This window comes from Virgibacillus sp. FSP13, from assembly GCF_054048505.1.
The window spans coordinates 93,692-100,288 of the sequence record NZ_JBSVKG010000012.1; the positions used below are offsets into that span (position 1 = coordinate 93,692).

The following is a 6,597-nucleotide window of genomic DNA, read 5'->3' on the forward strand; positions in this document are numbered from 1 at the left end:
TGATGGAGGTGTATAAAATGGGAAAGCCTGAAACAATCATACAAAAGATTTGGAATAAACATGTTGTGCACAAAGAAGAAGGAAAGCCAGATTTAATTTATATTGATTTGCATTTGGTTCATGAAGTAACCTCTCCTCAAGCTTTTGAGGGGTTACGCTTGAACAATCGAAAAGTACGGCGCCCAGATTTAACCTATGCCACAATGGATCATAATGTGCCAACTAGAAACCGGGACGTCATAAATGATCAAATTTCTAAAAAGCAAATGGAAACGTTGAGGAAAAATTGTGTGGAGAATGGCATTGCTTTAGCAGATATGTACCATCCGGATCAAGGCATTGTTCATGTGATTGGTCCGGAGCTTGGGCTAACCCAGCCAGGAAAAACAATTGTCTGTGGGGATAGTCATACATCCACACATGGAGCATTTGGCGCATTGGCCTTTGGTATCGGTACAAGTGAAGTGGAACATGTGCTGGCAACCCAAACATTATGGCAAGAACGCCCAAAGACGTTAAATGTACATGTAGAAGGTGACCTGGGCCCGGGGGTGACTGCGAAGGATTTAATTTTGGCCATTATTGCTAAGTTTGGAGTCCGTTTTGGAACTGGGTACGTCATGGAGTACACGGGTGAAGCGATTCGGAATCTATCAATGGAAGAGCGCATGACTGTGTGTAATATGTCAATTGAAGCTGGTGCGAGAGCAGGATTAATTAGTCCTGATCAAAAAACAATTGATTTTCTAAAAGGGAAAGCCCATGTACCAGAAGAGGATGCGTTCGACAAATTAGCGGATGATTGGCGCGATCTAGCAACAGACAAGGGAGCGGTCTTCGATGAAACTGTAACAATTAAGGCGGAAGAGATTGAACCACAAGTATCGTGGGGAACAAATCCCGGTATGTGTGTGCCAGTTAATGGAACCACACCAGACCTAAGTCAAGTTGATTATCAAGAAGATGTTGAACGGGCACTGGAGTATATGGGACTGAAGGAAAATCAACCGATAACTTCAATTGAAATTGATCATGTTTTTATTGGTTCTTGTACAAATTCCAGGCTAAGCGATCTGCAAAAGGCAGCAGCAATTGTCGAAGGGAAGCAAGTTAACAAGGACGTGAGAGCGATCGTTGTACCTGGTTCCTTTAGTGTTAAATTGCAAGCAGAGAAACAGGGGCTGGACGCCATTTTTAAACAGGCTGGTTTTGAATGGCGAGAGGCTGGTTGTAGTATGTGCCTAGCGATGAATGATGATATTGTTCCACCTGGGGGCAGGTGTGCATCAACATCCAATCGTAATTTTGAAGGGAGACAAGGGAATGGCGCACGCACACATTTAGTAAGTCCTGAAATGGCCGCAGCCGCTGCGATAGAAGGCCACTTTGTAGATGTCCGCCAATTTGCTGGAGTGCTTCATTAGGAGGGGTAGGAATGGAAGCTATTCAAGAACATAAAGGACTTGTTTATCCGTTGAACCGTACGAATGTTGATACAGACCAAATTATACCAAAGCAATTTTTAAAACGGATTGAGAGAACTGGATTTGGTCAATTTTTGTTTTATCATTGGCGGTTTGATGATGATGGAAATAAGCGGGAAGATTTTGATTTAAATAAGTCTAAATATGATGATGCATCCATATTAATAGCAGGGGAGAACTTTGGTTGTGGATCTTCTCGAGAACATGCACCATGGGCATTGTTGGACTATGGGTTTCAAGTCGTTATCGCTCCGAGCTTTGCTGATATTTTTTATAATAATGCTTTGAAAAATGGGATTATACCGATACAAATGAAGCAAGAACAGCTAAATCAATGGATGCGCCAAGCAGAGGTATTCAAGCTAGTATTACAGGTGGATCTGGAAAATCAACAAATAATAGATGCTGATCAAAATGAGGTGCATTTTGATATTCCGGTATATCATAAGGAAAAATTGTTAAATGGCTGGGATGAAATAGCATTGACATTGCAGCATGAGGATAAGATTGGTGCATACGAAAAAACAGTAGAATCATGTTAAGGAGAGTGAAATAATTGGGGATTGCTTAACAGGTGAAAAAGTTCATACTGCGATGGTACGTTTAACTCCCATCGTTCACCGCACACCATTACTGACATCAACAACGACTAATAAGTTAGTTGGCAAACAGGTTTATTTTAAGATGGAAAACCAACAAAAAACAGGTGCATTTAAATTTAGGGGGGCAAGCTTTAAGTTAATGCAACTGTCACAAGACCAATTAAACAAGGGAGTTATCACTGCTTCGGCAGGGAATCATGCACAGGGTGTTGCTCATGCGGCAGCTAAATTAGGTGCCGATGCGACAATATTTATGCCGGAAAAGACACCACTCGCTAAGGTGAATGCAACGCGGAATTATGGTGCAGACGTCGTGCTTACAGGTGAGACGTTTCAAGAAGCATATGAAGCCTCCATGAAAAGACAGATGCAAAGCGGATCTGTTTATATACATCCATTTGATGATTATGATGTTATGGCAGGTCAAGGTACAATGGCAATGGAAATGCTCAAGCAAGAAGATCGAATGGATACGATCGTTGTCCCGATTGGTGGCGGTGGTCTGATAAGCGGGATAGCCGTTGCTGCTAAACATGTGAATCGTAATATCAAAGTTATCGGGGTTCAAGCAAGTGGAGCACCTGCCATGTACGAGAGCTATCACACTAACAAAAGAAAGAATTCGAGCGCTGTATCGACAATTGCTGAAGGCATCGCAGTTAAACAACCTGGAAAAAATACTTTACCACTTATACGGGAATATGTAGATGACATTGTTACCGTAACAGATAACGAAATTGCTTCTGCTATCGTTTATATGCTAGAACGCAATAAAACGTTGATAGAGGGTGCCGGAGCCGTTTCTTTAGCTGCGCTGTTTAAATACCAAAGACAAATAAAGTCAAGGCATTGTGGTATCATAGTTAGTGGCGGAAATATGGATATTAATACATTGCCAACGATTCAGCAATTGGCTGAAAAGATGCGTTTTCCAGCATAAAATAAAATGCCTGTTACCGTAAAGTCGGCTGACAGGCATTTTAATTATTTTACATAGTTTAGTCCCCACGAAATACCATATTTATCAAATTTTATCCTTAGTTTAATCGATTGCTGGATAGGCTGTCATCTTAATTCTATGTAGTAAAAAATAAGGTAACCTTCATATATAAATAAGGTTACCTCAAGCAGCGGTTAATCTATGCATGTTTTAGCTCATGTACCCAGACTTCCAGATTAGGATCCCAGACTGCTCCATGATGAATAGATGTGAGTCCCCGTTTGTATTCATCCAAACTTTTGTAGCCTTCCTGTTTCGCGTTTTCTTCGGTTACATCACCAAGTTTTTGCGGGTAAACCTTTTCAACAACAAATGGATGACCATCCAGTGTCACCGAATCACCAGGATCTGCATATCGATCATTTCGGCGTACAGAGGTTTTTTCACCTTTGATTATTTTGTCAATATCCTCTTCAATGGAAACGAGCTTATTTATATCATATTTTTCCGGCCATGTTTGATTATTGTTATCCATTTATATCCGCTCCTTTTGAGTATGATATTCCCTTGTGAGAAGTCGTGAAACACATTATTGGAGCTTTTATTGTTTTTCTTCTGTCTTCATAAAAGTGAGTATGAAGAAGAAAATAAAACTTAATAGTAATATGGATCCGCCGATGATAAAGAAGACCGTATCAACAGTTTCGTTTAGATTAAAAGGTTTCAAGTAATACAGCCACATCCCAATGGTTAACCCAGCTGCTCCAATAATTGCTGACCAAACATGTAGTGTAGCGATGATTGTTCTAACGGGCGTGAAAACCTTATAATATACAGCCCATGCAAATAGGGTTAACCACCCAACAACTAGAATGTGCGCATGTACTGTTTTGAATTGATAACTGCCTGATCCAGCCATGTGCGAACCTAAAAAGGCACCAATTACAGCAAATAAAGCTGAAAATCGTAGTAAAACTTTACTATATTTAGACAAAAGTAATCTCTCCTTTACTATAATTCCATATCTATTAGAATAGATTATGAATATGAATGGAAAATGAACAAAAGATTACATTTGCACGCGCTTGGGGTATGACTGGTTCATAATATCTTCAATTTTTTGCAAAGCATCATCAACATTATTTGCATGGATATGCACTTTTTTGCTATCCGGATATTGTTGAGCAGCGTACTCGTATCGTGGATCATAGTAATACTCAAGCAATAGTTTAACTGCCTGTGAATAATCACCGTTTTGTAAATCCTCGTCGATTTCCTTAGCGATCGGTGTATGAATCCTTTTTTTAATAATCTGGAATGCTTCAATGAACGCTTCGGGAGAATTCCATGGCTGATAATCATCTAGTATATTATTGATCCGTTCCTCAACTGGTAGGTCAATAAAAAGTTGCATTCCTTTTTCCTTTTTTTCATAAAGGAAATCTGGGAGCGTTACTTTGCCAATCCGTTTGCTTTCACCCTCCACAAATACAAATGGTGCATCTTGGTAGTCTAGCATTTTTTGGACTAATTGTGACTCGAATTTCTTTTGATTGCTTGGTTCAAGGCCGATTTGTCCAAAAATGGATCCCCGATGACTGGCCATTCCTTCTAGATCGAGAACAGGATAACCAATTTCGGAAAGCTGTTTTAGGATTGCTGTTTTACCTGTCCCTGTATAGCCGTTTAGCACATATAAGTTAGGTTTGAAATTTTGTTTATCTAACTCATTAACTACCCATTGGCGATAAGTTCGAAAGCCGCCAGTTAATCGGGATGCTTTGACTCCCATTAAATCAAGAACGGTTGCTGCTGTTTTACTCCGCATTCCTCCACGCCAGCAGAAAACTGTTTTGGGTGTTTCAATTTTTCGGAATTCCGCAATGAAACCAGGTAGCTTTGCGGAAAAAATTTCAAGTCCCCGTTCTTTTGCAGCTTCTGGTCCTACCTGCTTATAAATCGTACCTACTTCGGCCCGTTCATCATTGGTGAAAACAGGAATATTAATACTACCTGGTATCGTTGCATCATGATATTCTTTTGGTGAACGGACATCAATTAATGTGTGTTTTTCTCTGTTTTGCAAAGCGAATAGGTCCTGTAATGCTATATCTTGAAACATCGAATATGTCACTTCCTTACAATTAAAACTATCGAACAGTAATCTGTCCGCTATTTCCATCGACAACTTCCCCGACTATTTCAGCTTCAACACCTTTTTCCAGTAAATCGGAAAGGAGTGAATCAGCATCTTCATCGGCAACCGAAATGAAAAGTCCGCCAGATGTTACTGCATCACACAGCATCCATTTATCGATTTGGTCCATAGTTTCAGGGAAGGTTACGATATCTTTCACATGGTCAAAATTATTTTTTGTTCCACCAGGTACGGCGCCTGATTCAGCAAGTTCCTTTACCCGTGGCAAAATAGGTACTGACCCCGCGTTGATTTGGATTTCTACGTTACTTCCTTGCGCCATTTCTGATGCATGACCAAGTAGTCCAAAGCCAGTAACATCTGTACATGCATGCACATCATATGCTCCCATTGTTTCCGAGGCTGTTTTATTCAGTGTTGTCATAACCTCTGTGACACGGCTAACTTCTTCCTCACTGAGTAAATCATTTTTAATTGAAGTTGAGTAAATACCTACACCAATCGGTTTCGTTAAAATAAGTTTATCACCAGGTTTTGCGCCAGTATTGGTTCTTACTTTGTCAGGATGAACGGTTCCAGTAACAGCGAGTCCAAACTTTGGTTCCTTATCATCAATTGAATGCCCGCCAACAAGTGCTACGCCAGCTTCTGCCAATTTATCACCGGCACCACGCAAAATTTCGGCTAGAATGCTTTTATCTAATGTGAAAATCGGAAAAGCAACGATGTTAAGTGCGGTTATCGGCGTTCCACCCATTGCATATACATCGCTAATCGCATTTGCTGCAGCAACTTGACCAAATGAATAAGGGTCATCGACAATCGGGGTGAAAAAGTCTACAGTTTGCACCAATGCTGTGTCATCGTTTAGTTTATACACACCAGCGTCATCACTCGTATCTAGCCCAACAAGTAAATTGGGATTTTGAACGGTTGGGGGCAAAGAACGCAACACCTGGGATAAATCTGCGGGTCCTATTTTGCAGCCGCAGCCTCCTTTGGATGAAAGTGAAGTAAGTTTTATTGAGTTTGCCATTTGTGATCATCCTTCCATTAAACACGATATTATATAACGAGATAAATTAATTTTAACACACAGCACATCTATATGCCGTTTCCCTGCATTTTAAAAGGTTCGAAAAGGCTCTATTCATAATGTTTGTTGCTTTTTAATTTCGTATTTGATATAAAATGCGCAGTAGTGAAAATTCTCTTTCATGACGTTTTTTTCCGCTTCTAATGATGATTGTGCTTGAACTCCGCTTCGGCAGAATACTTCGCTTTCCGCGGGCACGGCTTCAGCCTTCGACGCACAGGACGTGCTAGTGCAGGTGTTGCGACAAATGTTTTCGGTGGGTCGAGTAATCGGAGACCCAGGACGTCGCGTACTTAACCTGCCTCGCGGAAAAAACA

7 protein-coding genes are annotated in these 6,597 nt (G+C 40.6%); 3 read left to right on the forward strand and 4 right to left on the reverse strand.

Going from position 1 to position 6,597, the window contains the following annotated elements; genetic code table 11:
• Window positions 1-17: 17 nt before the first annotated feature.
• From leuC to ilvA, 3 genes are read left to right on the forward strand one after another with little or no spacing between them, the layout of a single operon-like run.
• Window positions 18-1,424, forward strand: a complete 1,407-nt coding sequence (gene leuC / locus ACW2QC_RS12015) for a 3-isopropylmalate dehydratase large subunit (protein ID WP_457544215.1) — start codon at window positions 18-20, stop codon at window positions 1,422-1,424.
• A gap of 11 nt (window positions 1,425-1,435) precedes the next feature.
• On the forward strand, window positions 1,436-2,026 hold the full coding sequence (gene leuD / locus ACW2QC_RS12020; RefSeq protein WP_457544216.1) for a 3-isopropylmalate dehydratase small subunit: 591 nt from the start codon (window positions 1,436-1,438) through the stop codon (window positions 2,024-2,026).
• A gap of 52 nt (window positions 2,027-2,078) precedes the next feature.
• On the forward strand, window positions 2,079-3,026 hold the full coding sequence (gene ilvA, locus ACW2QC_RS12025; protein ID WP_457544217.1) for a threonine ammonia-lyase: 948 nt from the start codon (window positions 2,079-2,081) through the stop codon (window positions 3,024-3,026).
• A gap of 199 nt (window positions 3,027-3,225) precedes the next feature.
• Here ilvA and ACW2QC_RS12030 read toward each other — a convergent pair whose 3' ends face one another.
• The 4 genes from ACW2QC_RS12030 to selD all read right to left on the reverse strand — a co-directional run bounded on the left by ACW2QC_RS12030 (window position 3,226) and on the right by selD (window position 6,220).
• On the reverse strand, window positions 3,226-3,561 hold the full coding sequence (locus ACW2QC_RS12030; protein ID WP_457544218.1) for an ASCH domain-containing protein: 336 nt from the start codon (window positions 3,559-3,561) through the stop codon (window positions 3,226-3,228).
• Window positions 3,562-3,627: 66 nt separating this feature from the next.
• Window positions 3,628-4,020, reverse strand: coding sequence for a hypothetical protein (locus tag ACW2QC_RS12035; protein ID WP_457544219.1), 393 nt, complete (start codon window positions 4,018-4,020; stop codon window positions 3,628-3,630).
• Window positions 4,021-4,095: 75 nt separating this feature from the next.
• A complete protein-coding gene (mnmH, locus tag ACW2QC_RS12040) occupies window positions 4,096-5,148 on the reverse strand; it encodes a tRNA 2-selenouridine(34) synthase MnmH (RefSeq protein WP_457544220.1) in 1,053 nt (350 codons plus the stop codon).
• 28 nt (window positions 5,149-5,176) lie between these two features.
• The gene (gene selD, locus ACW2QC_RS12045) at window positions 5,177-6,220 is read right to left on the reverse strand and encodes a selenide, water dikinase SelD (RefSeq protein WP_457544221.1); all 1,044 of its coding nucleotides are present in this window, start codon (window positions 6,218-6,220) and stop codon (window positions 5,177-5,179) included.
• Window positions 6,221-6,597: the final 377 nt, after the last annotated feature.